At 60.4% G+C, this 14,577-nt stretch carries 13 protein-coding genes; 4 read left to right on the top strand and 9 right to left on the bottom strand.

Going from position 1 to position 14,577, the window contains the following annotated elements; genetic code table 11:
- From DTP52_RS12970 to rpsB, 9 genes are all read right to left on the bottom strand, one after another.
- On the bottom strand, positions 1-637 hold a 637-nt coding region (locus DTP52_RS12970; RefSeq protein ID WP_305887896.1), incomplete at its 3' end, for a POTRA domain-containing protein.
- A 74-nt stretch (positions 638-711) separates the two neighbouring features.
- Positions 712-2,064, bottom strand: a complete 1,353-nt coding sequence (gene rseP, locus DTP52_RS12965; protein WP_109753714.1) for a sigma E protease regulator RseP — start codon at positions 2,062-2,064, stop codon at positions 712-714.
- Between the two features lie 52 nt (positions 2,065-2,116).
- A complete protein-coding gene (gene ispC / locus DTP52_RS12960; protein ID WP_109753713.1) occupies positions 2,117-3,307 on the bottom strand; it encodes a 1-deoxy-D-xylulose-5-phosphate reductoisomerase in 1,191 nt (396 codons plus the stop codon).
- Positions 3,304-4,110, bottom strand: coding sequence for a phosphatidate cytidylyltransferase (locus DTP52_RS12955; protein WP_109753712.1), 807 nt, complete (start codon positions 4,108-4,110; stop codon positions 3,304-3,306). The genes ispC and DTP52_RS12955 overlap by 4 nt, the downstream gene beginning before the upstream one ends.
- Positions 4,110-4,865 carry a polyprenyl diphosphate synthase gene (gene uppS / locus DTP52_RS12950; protein ID WP_109753711.1) on the bottom strand — a complete coding sequence of 252 codons (756 nt, stop codon included), beginning with the start codon at positions 4,863-4,865 and terminating at the stop codon, positions 4,110-4,112. Before uppS ends, DTP52_RS12955 begins: the two co-directional genes overlap by 1 nt.
- 13 nt (positions 4,866-4,878) lie before the next feature.
- Positions 4,879-5,436: a ribosome recycling factor gene (frr, locus tag DTP52_RS12945; protein ID WP_109753710.1), complete on the bottom strand. Its 558-nt coding sequence runs from the start codon at positions 5,434-5,436 to the stop codon at positions 4,879-4,881.
- Entirely contained in the window at positions 5,433-6,176 is a 744-nt protein-coding gene (gene pyrH, locus DTP52_RS12940; RefSeq protein ID WP_003198235.1) for a UMP kinase, read from the bottom strand. Before pyrH ends, frr begins: the two co-directional genes overlap by 4 nt.
- Positions 6,177-6,433: 257 nt before the next feature.
- The gene (gene tsf, locus DTP52_RS12935; protein ID WP_109753709.1) at positions 6,434-7,297 is read right to left on the bottom strand and encodes a translation elongation factor Ts; all 864 of its coding nucleotides are present in this window, start codon (positions 7,295-7,297) and stop codon (positions 6,434-6,436) included.
- 195 nt (positions 7,298-7,492) lie between these two features.
- Complete coding sequence (gene rpsB, locus DTP52_RS12930; RefSeq protein WP_003198231.1) at positions 7,493-8,230, bottom strand: 30S ribosomal protein S2; 738 nt, start codon at positions 8,228-8,230, stop codon at positions 7,493-7,495.
- Between the two features lie 375 nt (positions 8,231-8,605).
- On the opposite strand from rpsB, the gene map reads away from it, so the two are divergent.
- The 4 genes from map to DTP52_RS12910 all read left to right on the top strand — a co-directional run bounded on the left by map (position 8,606) and on the right by DTP52_RS12910 (position 14,569).
- Positions 8,606-9,388, top strand: coding sequence for a type I methionyl aminopeptidase (gene map / locus DTP52_RS12925; RefSeq protein ID WP_030139491.1), 783 nt, complete (start codon positions 8,606-8,608; stop codon positions 9,386-9,388).
- A gap of 44 nt (positions 9,389-9,432) precedes the next feature.
- Positions 9,433-12,135, top strand: a complete 2,703-nt coding sequence (locus tag DTP52_RS12920) for a [protein-PII] uridylyltransferase (RefSeq protein WP_109753708.1) — start codon at positions 9,433-9,435, stop codon at positions 12,133-12,135.
- A gap of 122 nt (positions 12,136-12,257) precedes the next feature.
- Positions 12,258-13,457 carry a succinyldiaminopimelate transaminase gene (gene dapC / locus DTP52_RS12915; RefSeq protein ID WP_109753707.1) on the top strand — a complete coding sequence of 400 codons (1,200 nt, stop codon included), beginning with the start codon at positions 12,258-12,260 and terminating at the stop codon, positions 13,455-13,457.
- Between the two features lie 716 nt (positions 13,458-14,173).
- Positions 14,174-14,569, top strand: a complete 396-nt coding sequence (locus tag DTP52_RS12910) for a type II toxin-antitoxin system PemK/MazF family toxin (RefSeq protein ID WP_109753706.1) — start codon at positions 14,174-14,176, stop codon at positions 14,567-14,569.
- Positions 14,570-14,577: the final 8 nt, after the last annotated feature.

Raw genomic sequence — 14,577 nt, 5'->3', positions numbered from 1 at the left:
ACTTGTCGTCGTTCTTGAAGAACGACAGCCAGTTGGTGGTCTTGAGTTCGAACAGGTCGATCAGGTCTTCATCCGGGAAAACCGTGTTGCCCACCACATTGATGTGCTGGATGGCCGCCACGGTGCCTTCGTTGATGTTGACCTTCAGGCCGACGCGGTTGCGCGGCTGCGGCACCACTTCGGTGTCGACAGTGGCCGAGTAGCGGCCCTGGGCAACGTACTGGCGTTGCAGCTCGTTACGCACACCTTCGAGGGTGGCGCGCTGGAAGATCTCGCCTTCGGCCAGGCCGGACTGCTTGAGGCCCTTCATCAGGTCTTCAGTGGAGATCGCCTTGTTGCCTTCGATCTCGATACTGGCGACCGACGGACGCTCGACAACAGTGATGACCAGGACATTGCCGTCACGGCCCAGTTGGATATCTTGAAAGAAGCCGGTCTTGAACAGCGCACGAGTGGATTCCACCAGGCGCCGATCATCCGCCTGCTCGCCGACGTTCAACGGCAAGGCACCAAAGACGCTACCCGCGGAGACCCGCTGGAGGCCATTGACGCGAATATCAGAGATAGTGAAGGACTCGGCGTGAACTTCGGCGATCATCAATACGGTGAGAACCGCAGTTAGCAGCAGACGTTTCATGAAGTCCTTTCTTATTCCAACTGGCAATAAACAAACTGCCGCAAAATGCGGCAGATTCGCAATTCAGCGAAGCGTTACAGACGACCCAGATCGTTGACGAGGGCAAGCAACATGACCCCGACCACCAAGCTGATGCCGATCTGTATCCCCCAACCTTGCACCCGATCCGACAAGGGACGACCACGCGCCCACTCGATCAGATAAAACAGCAGATGCCCCCCATCCAGTACCGGGATAGGCAGCAAATTCAGAACCCCCAGGCTAATGCTCAGATAAGCAAGGAAATTCAGGAAATCAGCGACGCCCGACTGGGCAGAAGCGCCCGCCACTTTAGCAATGGTTATCGGTCCACTCAAGTTTTTTACCGAGAGCTCGCCGAACAACATTTTCTTGAGCGAGTCCAGCGTCAGGACGCTCATGGTCCAGGTACGACGCGCACCCTCGCCAATCGCCGCCACAGGGCCGAAACTGACCTCGCGGATCATTTCCGGCGGCCAGTCGACCGCCTTGACACCCGCCCCCAGGTAACCGGTCGGCGCCTTGCTTTCGCCACGGGCGGCCAGGGTCACCGGGACGTCGATTGGAGCACCGTCGCGCTCGATGCGCAGCACAATTTTGGTATCAGGACGTACGCGAACCGAATCGACCACCTGTTGCCAATCGCTGACCGGCTGGCCATCGAGTGCCAGCAACCGATCGCCGGTTTTCAGGCCAGCAGCCTGGGCCGGGCCTTTCGGGTCGAGTTCTGCGAGTATCGGTGGCAACGCTGGCCGCCATGGCCGAATCCCCAGGGATCGGATCGGATCGGGCTCGTCGGCACCTTTGAGCCAGTTATCCAATGCCAGTTCGCGAGGTGAATCCACCGTGGAGCCCTGCTCGCGCACCATCAATTGCAACGAACCGCTCTCACCCAGGCGCCGCACCAGTTGCAGATTGACAGCAGCCCAGCCCGACGTCGGCTCGCCGTCGATAGCGACGATTTCCTGCCCGGCACCCAACCCGGCGCGGGCGGCAACGCTGCCAGCCTCCACCGCACCGATAACCGGACGTACTTGTTCGCTGCCCAGCATGGCCAGGGCCCAGAAAAACACCATGGCCAGCAGGAAGTTGGCAATCGGCCCCGCCGCGACGATGGCAATGCGCTGACGGACGGTCTTGCGATTGAAGGATTGGTCGAGCTGATCAGCAGGCACTTCGCCTTCACGCTCGTCGAGCATTTTCACGTAGCCGCCCAGCGGGATGGCCGCCACGACGAACTCGGTGCCTTTCTTGTCGTGCCAGCGCAGCAAGGGCATGCCGAAGCCCACGGAAAAACGCAGGACCTTGACGCCACAGCGACGCGCGACCCAGAAATGACCGAATTCGTGAAATGTGACCAACACCCCCAAGGCAACCAGGGTGCCGACAATCATATAGAGCGCGCTCATCTGTTTTCTCCGCAATCCTGTCCAGGGTAGCCCTGGCTAACGTATCGCAGCTTCAACGCCCGTGGCGCTGCAGCCATTGGCCCGCCAACTCACGAGCCCTGGCATCCGCCGTAAACACTGTATCGAGGTCATCGACCGAAACCACGGCCTCGAGATTCAAGACTTCCTCGATGATACTCGCGATCTCGAGGTAACGGACACGTCCATCGAGAAACGCTGCAACCGCCACTTCATTGGCGGCGTTAAGCATGGCCGGGGCACTGTCGCCCGCCTCGGCCGCCTGGCGCGCCAGACGCAGGCAAGGGAAACGCTGCTCATCGGGGGCCTGGAAATCCAGGCGGGCGATGGCGAACAGGTCCAGCGGCGCAACGCCCGAATCGATGCGCTCTGGCCAGGCCAGGGCATTGGCGATCGGGGTGCGCATATCCGGGTTGCCCAACTGGGCCAGTACCGAACCGTCGACGTAGTCCACCAGGGAGTGAATCACGCTCTGGGGATGAATCACCACCTCGACCTGGGACGGCTTGGCATCGAATAGCCAGCAGGCCTCGATCAGCTCCAGGCCTTTGTTCATCATGCTGGCCGAATCCACGGAAATCTTGCGCCCCATGGACCAGTTCGGGTGCGCACAGGCCTGCTCGGGTGAAACATGCATCAATTCTTCCAGCGGCGTCTGCCGGAACGGACCACCGGAGGCTGTCAGCAAAATCCGCCGGACCCCCACCGCACCGAGGCCACGGGAAAAGTCCTGCGGCATGCACTGGAAAATCGCATTGTGCTCGCTGTCGATGGGCAGCAACACCGAACCGCTTTTGCGCACGGCCTGCATGAACAGTGCGCCGGACATCACCAGCGCCTCTTTGTTGGCCAGCAGGATCTTCTTGCCGGCCTCCACCGCCGCCAGCGTCGGACGCAAGCCCGCCGCACCGACGATTGCCGCCATCACGGCGTCGACTTCAGGGTCTGAGGCCACTTGGCAGAGCCCTTCCTCCCCCACCAGCACGCGAGTGTGCAAACCGGCTGCGCGCAGATCGTCCTGCAACGCCCGCGCCACGCCGACCTCAGGCACTACGGCAAACCGTGGCGTGTGGCGTATGCACAATGCCAGCAATTCACTCAAGCGCGTGAAGCCGCTGAGGGCGAACACCTGGTAACGCTCCGGATGCCGGCCGATGACGTCAAGCGTACTCAGGCCGATCGAACCGGTCGCACCAAGGACGGTGATCTGTTGGGGGCGACTCACGATGCCGCCATCCACAACAGCACGGCAAAGATCGGGATCGCGGCGGTAAGACTGTCTATACGGTCCAGCACGCCACCGTGACCGGGCAACAGGTTACTGCTGTCCTTGATCCCGGATTGGCGCTTGAACATGCTTTCGGTCAGGTCGCCGACCACGGACACAAATACGATCAGGGCTGCACCAATGAGCCCCATCAGCAGTTGCGCCACCGTCCAGTCCCGCACGAAGCCGACCACGGTGGTGATCACCAGACTCAAGGCTAGGCCACCATAGACGCCCTCCCAACTCTTGCCGGGACTGACTTTCGGCGCCAGCTTGCGCTTGCCGAAGGCCTTGCCGGAGAAATAGGCGCCAACATCGGCCCCCCAGACCAGCACCATCACGGCCATGATCTGCCAGTTACCCAGTGGGCCTTGCTTGATCCAGATAAGCCCTTGCCAGGCCGGCAGCAGGATCAACAGGCCGATCACCAGCTTGGTCGCTGCGTTGGCCCAATGATGGGTCGTGCGCGGATAAGTCAGGACCAGGAAGGTCGCTGTCGCCCACCACAGCACCGCAGCGCCCAGCACCCAAGGCGCGAGGCCGGGCACCACGTACATGATGAACAGCATGGCCGCCACGGCCACGGCGTAAGCCACGCGGGCCGACTGCGCAGGAAAACCCGCCAACCACGCCCACTCCCACGCCCCCAAGGTCACGACCAGGCCGATGAACAGCGCAAAACTGGCGCCTTCGAGCAGGAAAAAACCACCCAGGGCAATGGGCAACAGGATCAGGGCAGTGATGATTCGTTGTTTGAGCATTAAACCCGGGCTCCAGCTTCGATCTGCTCGCTCGTTTTACCGAAGCGACGCTGACGGGAAGCGAAATCGGCCAGCGCGGTGCGCATGGCTTCGTGTTTGAAGTCCGGCCAGAACAGGTCGGAGAAGTACAGCTCGGCATAAGCCAGCTGCCAGAGCAGGAAGTTGCTGATGCGATGCTCGCCACCGGTACGGATGCACAGGTCCGGCAACGGCAGGTCGCCGGTCGCCAGGCAGGTCTGCAACAGTTGCGGCGTGATGTCTTCCGGACGCAGGTGCCCAGCCTGGACTTCCCGCGCCAACCGCTGGGCAGCCTGGGCAATGTCCCACTGACCGCCATAGTTGGCGGCGATCTGCAGGACAAAGCGATCGGCACCCGCTGTCGCGGCCTCGGCTTCGCGCATCGCAGCCTGCAACTCGGGATGGAAACGCGAACGATCGCCGATGATGCGCAAGCTGATCTTGTTGTCGTTGAGGCGTTTGGCCTCACGACGCAGGGCCTTGAGGAACAGATCCATCAAGGCGCTGACTTCATCGGCCGGCCGCTGCCAGTTCTCGCTGGAGAAGGCGAACAGGGTCAGCACCTCGACCCCTGCCTCGGCGCACACCTCGATGACCGCACGAACCGCATCGACCCCCGCCTTGTGCCCGGCAACGCCAGGCATAAAGCGCTTCTTGGCCCAGCGGTTGTTGCCGTCCATGATGATCGCCACGTGGCGCGGCACCGCGAACGGCACGGCCTGCTTGGTCTTTTCCATGAAAACGAGACCCTTATACGGCCATCAGGTCTTTTTCTTTCTGCGCCAAATCCGCGTCGATCTTAGCCACGTATTTCTTGGTCAGGTCGTCAATCTCACCTGTGGCGCGGCGCTCTTCGTCTTCGCTGATTTCCTTTTCCTTGACCAGGTCCTTGAGCTGGCTGTTGGCATCGCGACGGATGTTGCGTACGGCAACACGGGCATCTTCAGCCACATCACGTGCCTGCTTGGTGAAGCCCCTGCGGGTTTCCTCGGTCAGGGCCGGCATGGAGATCAGCAGCAGTTCACCCAGGTTGGTCGGGTTCAGGTTCAGGCCGGCACTGCCAATGGCCTTGTCGACCGCGCCCAGCATATTGCGTTCAAAGGCTACGACCTGCAGGGTACGAGCGTCCTTGACGGTGATGTTGGCCACCTGCTTGATCGGGGTGTCAGCGCCGTAGTACGGCACCATCACGCCCTCAAGGATGCTCGGGTGTGCCTGGCCGGTGCGGATGCGACCGAAGTTGTGCGCCAGGGACTCCAGGGATTTCTGCATGCGCTGTTCAGCGTCTTTCTTGATTTCGTTGATCATTGTTGAACTTCCTCGATCAGTGTTCCTTCGGCGCCACCATGGACGATATTCAGCAGGGCACCGGGCTTGTTCATGTTAAAGACGCGCAACGGCATCTTGTGGTCGCGGCACAGGCAGATAGCCGTCAGATCCATTACACCCAGCTTGCGATCCAGCACTTCATCGTAGGTCAGATGATCGAACTTCTCGGCATGCGGGTCCTTGAACGGGTCAGCGGTATAGACGCCATCGACCTTGGTTGCCTTGAGCACGACATCGGCATCGATCTCGATCGCTCGCAGGCAGGCGGCCGAATCCGTGGTGAAGAACGGATTACCGGTACCGGCGGCAAAAATCACCACTTCCTTGGAGTTGAGGTGGCGCATGGCTTTGCGGCGGTCGTAGTGATCGGTCACGCCAACCATGGAAATGGCCGACATCACGATGGCCGAGATATTGGCACGCTCCAGCGCGTCACGCATAGCCAGGGCGTTCATCACAGTGGCCAGCATGCCCATGTGGTCGCCTGTGACCCGATCCATGCCGGCCGCGCTCAGCGCTGCGCCGCGGAACAGGTTGCCGCCGCCGATGACCAGGCCGACCTGCACGCCGATCCCGACTAACTGGCCAACTTCCAGGGCCATGCGATCCAGCACTTTCGGATCGATCCCGAACTCTTCCGAGCCCATCAGGGCCTCGCCGCTAAGCTTGAGTAGAATGCGTTTATAGCGAGCCTGATAACCACTGCCCTGCTGAGCCATTGCGAATCTCTCCTGCGGCGTATTTTCGAAAATTTTTGCAGGCTGTTTGCAGCCTGCATCTACTCTAGGCTTTGAACGAAAAGTGCCTGCGCGCCTTTTCGTTCAAAGCCTGGTTTGACGCTGACACAGCGCCATCGGAACACGGCTTTGTAAGCCAGTTCCGACAGGAAACCAATAAAAATCGGCATCCCCATCCAAAAAGAGGCTGCGCGCGTTAAGCGGGCAGCCTCTTCAGGGCGACAGTTGTAAGAACCGTCTTATTGCTTGGCAGCAGCCAATTGGGCAGCAACTTCTTCAGCGAAGTTGTCGACCGGCTTCTCGATGCCTTCGCCTACCTTGAAGTAGGTGAAAGAAACGATTTCAGCACCGGCTTTCTTCGCCAGGTCGCCGACCTTGATTTCCGGGTTCTTGACGAAAGCCTGCTCAACCAGGCTGGCTTCGGCCAGGAACTTGGAGATACGACCGCTGACCATTTTTTCTGCGATTTCAGCAGGCTTGCCTTTGAGCTTCTCTTCGTTCAGCTGCAGGAAGACGCTCTTCTCGCGCTCGATCGCTTCAGCCGAAACGTCCGAAGGCAGCAGGAACTCAGGGTTGGTCGCTGCAACGTGCATGGCGATGTCTTTTGCCAGCTCGGTATCGCCGCCCTTGAGGACAACCGCAACACCGATCTTGTTGCCGTGCAGGTAGGTACCGACCACGTCACCTTCAACGCGAACCAGACGACGGATGTTGACGTTCTCGCCGGTCTTGCCAACCAGGACCAGGCGCGCTTCTTCCTGAGACTCGATCAGCGGAGCTGCGTCGGTCAGTTTGTCAGCGAAGGCTTTTTCGACGCTGGCAGCGACGAATGCCTTGAAGTCATCCTGCAAAGCCAGGAAGTCGGTCTGGGAGTTGACTTCCAGCAGCACGGCTGCCTTGCCGTCGTCCTTGATGGCGATGGCGCCTTCAGCGGCAACGTTGCCCGCTTTCTTGGCAGCCTTGATGGCGCCCGAAGCACGCATGTCATCAATGGCTTTCTCGATGTCGCCGCCAGCCTTGGTCAAGGCCTTCTTGCAGTCCATCATGCCTTCGCCGGTACGCTCGCGCAGTTCTTTGACCAACGCTGCAGTAATCTCTGCCATTTCAAAATCCTCTTGGATAGGTTTTCAACCATTCCACCCGATCGAACGGGCGATCAATTCTTCCTGGAAAACCACTGCTTATAGGCCGCGGCAGGTTACAAACAGGTCACTGCGCTGGCGGCAAATGGTTTTCGAGGTGGCAAAAAGGGGGCCAAGCCCCCTTTTTGCTTACTGAGTCAACGCCAGGGGCGTCGATTACTCAGCGGCTGCTGCCGGAGCTTCTTCAGCGAAGACTTCGGTGCCGCCGTTCACGTTGTTGCGACCACGGATAACAGCGTCGGCCATCGAACCCATGTACAGCTGGATGGCGCGGATGGCGTCATCGTTGCCTGGGATGATGTAGTCAACGCCTTCCGGGCTGCTGTTGGTATCGACAACGCCGATGACCGGGATACCCAGCTTGTTGGCTTCGGTGATCGCGATGCGCTCGTGGTCAACGTCGATCACGAACAGTGCGTCAGGCAGACCGCCCATGTCCTTGATACCGCCCAGGGAGCGGTCCAGCTTCTCAAGATCGCGAGTGCGCATCAGCGCTTCTTTCTTGGTCAGCTTGGCGAAAGTACCGTCTTCGGACTGGACTTCAAGGTCACGCAGACGCTTGATGGAAGCGCGAATGGTCTTGAAGTTGGTCAGCATGCCGCCCAACCAGCGGTGATCGACGTACGGCGAACCGCAACGTGCTGCTTCTTCAGCAACGATCTTGCCAGCGGAACGCTTGGTGCCGACGAACAGAATCTTGTTTTTGCCCTGGGCCAGGCGCTCTACGAAGGTCAGTGCTTCGTTGAACATCGGCAGGGTTTTTTCAAGGTTGATGATGTGGATCTTGTTACGCGCGCCGAAAATGTATTTACCCATTTTCGGGTTCCAGTAACGGGTCTGGTGACCGAAGTGCACACCGGCCTTCAGCATATCGCGCATGTTGACTTGGGACATGATAGTTCCTTGATAAGTCGGGTTTGGCCTCCACGTATCCCAATGACCAACCAGCGGCTTATATAAGCCGAGGCACCCAGGTCATCGTGTCGACACGTGTGTGGATTTAAGCTTACGGGGTCATCCCCGGAAAGCGGCGCATTTTATACCACAGCAAGGGCGAAAACGGAACACGGATTCTGAAATCCTGGTGAAGCCCCCCTCCCACAGCCCTTTCATGGGCAATGAATGCACACCCTTATAGAGAGAAGCGATGCATGTGGACGCGGATTTGCGCTGATCGTCTGTTAGAATCGCCTCTTTCAGGGCCACGTGAATCATCATCCGCCGCCCATTTCGCTTTGAACAGCGCCGTCGGGCGCAGAGAGAGCCTGTATGACCGTTACCCTCAAGACCCCCGAGGACATCGCCAAAATGCGTGTCGCCGGCAAACTTGCCGCCGAAGTGCTGGAGATGATCGCCGACTACGTCAAGCCTGGCGTGACCACCGAAGAGCTGGACCGCATCTGCCACGACTATATCGTCAACGAGCAGAAGGCCATCCCTGCCCCGCTCAACTACAAAGGTTTCCCGAAGTCGATCTGCACCTCGATCAACCACGTGGTCTGCCACGGCATCCCCAACGAAAAACCGTTGAAGGATGGCGATACCCTGAACATCGACGTCACCGTCATCAAGGACGGTTACCACGGCGACACCAGCCGCATGTTCCATGTCGGCAACGTGCCGGAGTGGGCCGAGCGCCTGTCGAAAGTCACCCAGGAATGCATGTACATGGCCATCGAACTGGTGAAACCGGGCTGCCGCCTGGGTGACATCGGCGAAGTGATCCAGAAGCACGCACAGAAGAACGGCTTTTCGGTGGTGCGTGAGTTCTGCGGCCACGGTATCGGCAAGGTGTTCCACGAAGAGCCACAAATCCTGCACTACGGCCGTGCCGGCACCGGCATGGAGCTGCAAGCGGGCATGACCTTCACCATCGAGCCGATGATCAACCAGGGCCGCGCCGACACCAAGGTGCTGGGCGACGGCTGGACCGCCATCACCAAGGACCGCAAGCTGTCGGCCCAGTGGGAGCACACCTTGCTGGTCACCGAGACCGGCTACGAGATCTTCACCCTGCGCAGCGATGACACCATCCCGCGCGTTTCCGCCTGATCCGAACCCAGCCTATAGCTATAGATAGAAAGGAAAGCCATTCAATGCCGCAGGTGGACCCCGAACTCTTCGACCGCGGCCAGTTCCAGGCTGAACTGGCCCTGAAGGCAAGCCCCATCTCGGCGTTCAAGAAGGCGATCCGCCAGGCCCACGAAGTGCTCGACCAGCGCTTTCGCAATGGCCGGGACATTCGTCGGCTGATCGAGGACCGCGCCTGGTTCGTCGATAACATCCTGCAAAAGGCCTGGGAGCAGTTCGACTGGAGCGAAGACGCCGACATCGCCCTGGTGGCGGTCGGCGGCTATGGGCGCGGTGAGCTGCACCCCTACTCCGACATCGATCTGCTGATCCTGCTGGACAGCGCCGATCATGAGGTTTTCCGCGACTCCATCGAGCGGTTCCTGACGCTGCTGTGGGACATCGGCCTGGAAGTCGGCCAGAGCGTGCGCTCGGTGCAGGAATGTGCCGACGAAGCCCGCGCCGACCTGACGGTGATCACCAACCTGATGGAAAGCCGCACCATCGCCGGCCCCGAACGCCTGCGCCAGCGCATGCTCGATGTCACCAGCACGGAGCACATGTGGCCGAGCAAGGACTTCTTCCTGGCCAAGCACGCCGAGCAGAAGGCCCGTCACCACAAGTACAACGACACCGAGTACAACCTGGAGCCCAACGTCAAGGGCTCGCCCGGTGGGCTGCGGGACATCCAGACGATCCTCTGGGTTGCCCGCCGCCAGTACGGCACGCTGAACCTGCGGGCCCTGGCTGGCGAAGGGTTCCTGGTGGAAAGCGAAAACGCCTTGCTGGCCTCGTCCCAGGAGTTCCTGTGGAAGGTTCGCTACGCCCTGCACATGCTGGCCGGGCGTGCCGAAGACCGCCTGCTGTTCGATCACCAGCGCTCCATCGCCGGCCTGCTGGGCTTCGAGGGCCAAGACGCCAAGCAGTCCATCGAAAACTTCATGCAGCAGTATTACCGGGTGGTGATGAGTATCGCCCAGCTCAGCGAACTGATCATCCAGCACTTCGAGGAGGTCATCCTCGCCCCAGAAGACGAAGAGCCGCCGCAGCCGATCAACTCTCGCTTCCAGCTCCACGACGGCTACATCGAAGCTCGCAACGCCAATGTGTTCCGCCGCACGCCGTTCGCCATGCTGGAAATCTTCGTGCTCATGGCCCAGCAGCCGGAAATCAAGGGCGTGCGCGCCGATACCATTCGCCTGCTGCGGGAAAACCGTCATCTGATCGACGAGGATTTCCGCCACGACATCCGCAACACCAGCCTGTTCATCGAGCTGTTCAAGTGCAAGATCGGCGTGCACCGCAACCTGCGGCGCATGAACCGCTACGGGATCCTCGGGCGCTATCTGCCGGAGTTCGGCTTCATCGTCGGACAGATGCAGCACGACCTGTTCCATATCTACACGGTCGATGCCCACACCCTGAACCTGATCAAGCACCTGCGTAAACTCCAGTACACCCAGGTCTCGGAGAAATTCCCGCTGGCCAGCAAGCTCATGGGCAAACTGCCCAAGCCCGAGCTGATCTACATGGCGGGGCTGTACCACGACATCGGCAAGGGCCGCCAGGGCGATCACTCCGAGATCGGCGCGGTGGATGCCGAAGCGTTCTGCCAGCGCCATCAACTGCCGGTATGGGACAGCCGGCTGATCGTCTGGCTGGTGCAGAACCACCTGGTGATGTCGACCACCGCCCAGCGCAAGGATTTGTCCGACCCGCAGGTGATCCACGACTTCGCCCAGATCGTTGGCGATGAAACGCGCCTGGATTACCTCTACGTGCTGACCGTGGCCGACATCAACGCCACCAACCCGACCCTGTGGAACTCCTGGCGCGCCAGCCTGTTGCGCCAGTTGTACACCGAGACCAAACGGGCCTTGCGCCGTGGCCTGGAAAACCCGGTGGACCGCGAAGAACAGATCCGCCGGACCCAGAGCGCAGCCCTGGACATCCTGGTGCGTGGCGGTACCGACCCGGACGATGTCGAGCAACTCTGGTCACAACTGGGCGACGACTATTTCCTGCGCCATACCGCCGGCGACGTGGCCTGGCACAGCGACGCGATCCTCCAGCAACCGGCCGACGGCGGGCCGCTGGTGCTGATCAAGGAAACCACCCAACGCGAGTTCGAAGGCGGCACGCAGATCTTCATCTACGCCCCGGACCAGCACGACTTCTTCGCCGTGACCGTGGCGGCGATGGACCAGCTCAACCTCAACATCCATGATGCGCGGATTATCACCTCCAGCAGCCAGTTCACCCTCGACACCTATATCGTGCTCGACACCGACGGCGATTCGATTGGCGATAACCCGGCACGGGTCAAGCAGATCCGCGACGGCCTCACCGAGGCCCTGCGCAACCCGGCGGACTACCCGACCATCATCCAGCGCCGGGTGCCACGCCAGCTCAAGCATTTCGCCTTTGCGCCCCAGGTGACGATCCACAACGATGCCCAGCGTCAGATCACAGTGCTGGAACTCAGCGCCCCGGATCGTCCCGGCCTGCTGGCGCGGATCGGGCATATCTTCCTGGAGTTCGACCTGTCGCTGCAGAACGCCAAGATCGCCACCCTCGGCGAACGGGTGGAAGACGTGTTCTTCATCACCGACGCCCATGGCCAACCGCTCTCCGACCCACAGTTGTGCAGCCGCCTGCAGGAAGCGATCGTGCGGCATTTGAGCGTCAACCAGGAACCCGATGCCCACCTGACACGCATCAGCATCTGAACGAACAAATTTCCCCCTGTGGGAGCGAGCCTGCTCGCGATGACGGCGGAACATCCAGCACAGATGTTCCTGCCATACCGCTATCGCGAGCAGGCTCGCTCCCACATTGAACGAGGCCCCCGATGAACAACGCCCTGTCCCAGCTCCAGCCCTACCCGTTCGAAAAGCTCCGCGCCTTGCTCGGCAGCGTCACGCCCAACCCCGACAAGCGCCCGATCGCGTTGTCCATCGGCGAGCCCAAGCACCGTTCGCCGAGCTTCGTGGCCGAGGCCCTGGCCAGCAATCTGGAAAAGATGGCCGTGTACCCGACCACCCTCGGTATCCCGGAGTTGCGTGAAGCCATCACCGGCTGGTGCGAGCGCCGTTTCAACGTGCCGAACGGCTGGCTGGACCCGGCGCGCCATGTGCTGCCGGTCAACGGCACCCGTGAGGCCTTGTTCGCCTTCACCCAGACCGTGGTCAACCGTGGCGACGATGCCCTGGTGGTCAGCCCCAACCCGTTCTATCAGATCTACGAAGGCGCGGCGTTCCTGGCCGGGGCCAAGCCGCACTACCTGCCGTGCCTGGACGCGAATGGCTTCAACCCGGATTTCGACGCGGTTTCGCCGGACATCTGGAAACGCTGCCAGATCCTGTTCCTGTGCTCACCTGGCAACCCGACCGGCGCGCTGATCCCGGTGGATGTGCTGAAGAAACTCATCGCCCTGGCTGACGAATATGACTTCGTCATCGCCGCGGACGAGTGCTACAGCGAACTGTACTTCGACGAGCAGACCCCGCCGCCGGGGCTGCTCAGCGCCTGCGTCGAACTGGGCCGCAAGGATTTCAAACGCTGCGTGGTGTTCCACAGCCTGTCCAAACGCTCCAACCTGCCCGGCCTGCGCTCCGGTTTCGTCGCTGGCGACGCGGACATCCTCAAGGGTTTCCTGCTGTACCGCACCTACCACGGCTGTGCGATGCCGGTTCAGACCCAACTGGCAAGCATCGCGGCGTGGAACGACGAAGTGCACGTGCGCGCCAACCGCGCGCTGTACCGGGAAAAGTTCGACGCGGTGCTGGAAATCCTCAGCCCGGTACTGGATGTACAGCGTCCCGATGGCAGCTTCTACTTGTGGCCGAATGTGGCGGGCGATGATGCAGCCTTCTGCCGTGACCTGTTCGAACAGGAACACGTGACCGTGGTGCCGGGCTCGTACCTGTCTCGCGATGTGGATGGCGTCAACCCAGGCGCCGGGCGTGTGCGCATGGCCCTGGTCGCGCCGCTGGCCGAATGTGTGGAAGCGGCGGAGCGGATTCGCGCGTTCATTCAGCGTCGGGGTTAATGACTGTATCGGGGCTGTTGTGGCGAGGGGATTTATCCCCGCTGGGCTGCGAAGCGGCCCCCAAGCCAGCCAACTCGGTGCGCCAGGAAGATTGAGTTCACTGCTTTAGGGCTGCTGCGCAGCCCAGCGGGGATAAATCCCCTCGCCACAGGTCCAGTGCTTCACAGGTATTTTTGTGTTTGCCTTTCGATTTATCGCGAGCAAGCTTTGCTCCCACAGTGGACTTGTGTGGCTCTCACAACCTGTGATCGATACCGGATCCTGTGGGAGCAAAGCTTGCTCGCGATGAGGCCGGCATTTATTGCATCAAGTCCGAAGCTCTACCCGATCCAAAGCCTTGGGCAGCGACACCCAGAGGCTAGAGCCCTCGCTTCCGACGGACAACCTTAAAAACTTGTCGGAAACTTCGGCGCGTCTGACAGACCACGGTCTGTCTGCTCAGACAAGAAAAGACATAAAACGTACCGCGAACGCCAAGCCGTTGATTTCGCTTACTTTGTACACCGAAATATCTCATTCAACCCTGTTGCGAGGGTTCAAGCTGGCTTGAATTCGCTATCCCCTGTAGCCATAATCCTCCCCGTCACCAGCGAAAGCTGGCAGGAGTCTGGGTCCCTCTCGAGGTTGACCCAGCGGCGCAGAAAGGGCGAAGCAAGCTCAACTGCGTGTCGATTGAAGCCGCCTTCGGGCGGCTTTGCTTTTTATGAGGATAAGGAATGCCTCTCTATTACCATTCCAAGCAAGGCGATGTTCTTCTTTGCGACTTCACGCGGGGCTTTGTTGCACCTGAAATGCTGAAGATCCGCAAGGTGGTAGTGATCTCCCCTACCGCCACACACAGTCGCAAGCTCTGTACCGTAGTGCCGATTTCCTCCACAACTCCACAAACTCAGCAGGACTGGCACCACCTGCTCCGCACCAACCCCCTCCAGTCCGATGGCTACAAAGAGCTTTGGGTGAAGTGCGACATGATTTATACCGTGAGTTTTGAACGTCTGGACAAGCTGCACAGAAAGACTCGATCCAAGGGCCGAGAGTACTTCGTTCCTCGCCTGGGCTCTGAAGACATGCAAGGCGTGATCGCCGGTGTGAAGGCCTACCTTCCGCTCTAACCCCAACC

The organism is Pseudomonas sp. 43mfcvi1.1, from assembly GCF_900115935.1.
Classification (GTDB): domain Bacteria; phylum Pseudomonadota; class Gammaproteobacteria; order Pseudomonadales; family Pseudomonadaceae; genus Aquipseudomonas; species Aquipseudomonas bijieensis.
This window is presented reverse-complemented; position numbering and strand designations above follow the sequence as displayed.